The organism is Marinomonas sp. HM11-D, assembly GCF_057626615.1.
The window spans coordinates 1-262 of the sequence record NZ_JBMMKT010000046.1; the positions used below are offsets into that span (position 1 = coordinate 1).

1 pseudogene is annotated in these 262 nt (G+C 44.3%); it reads right to left on the reverse strand.

Going from position 1 to position 262, the window contains the following annotated elements:
• Window positions 1-262: pseudogene (locus ACOSVP_RS18615) on the reverse strand (IS3 family transposase); the annotation flags it as partial.

Sequence of the window (262 nt, forward strand, 5' to 3'; positions counted from 1 at the left end):
AGAAACATAAGTAATGTCGGCTACCCATAGCTGTTCAGGCCCACTTGCTTTTATCTGATGCTCACCATCTTTAATCAAGTTTGGATGGCAGTAAAAACGGCGATGACTCTGCGTCGTTTTATGGTATGAACGCCTTACTTTGACCAGTAAACGTGCCTCCCTAAGTACCCTAAACAAGCGATCTCGACCAATATAAAAGTTGTGCTCTAGGCCGAGCTTATGCTGAAGCTTTCTAGCTCCCATTCGAGGATGCTTTAAACGA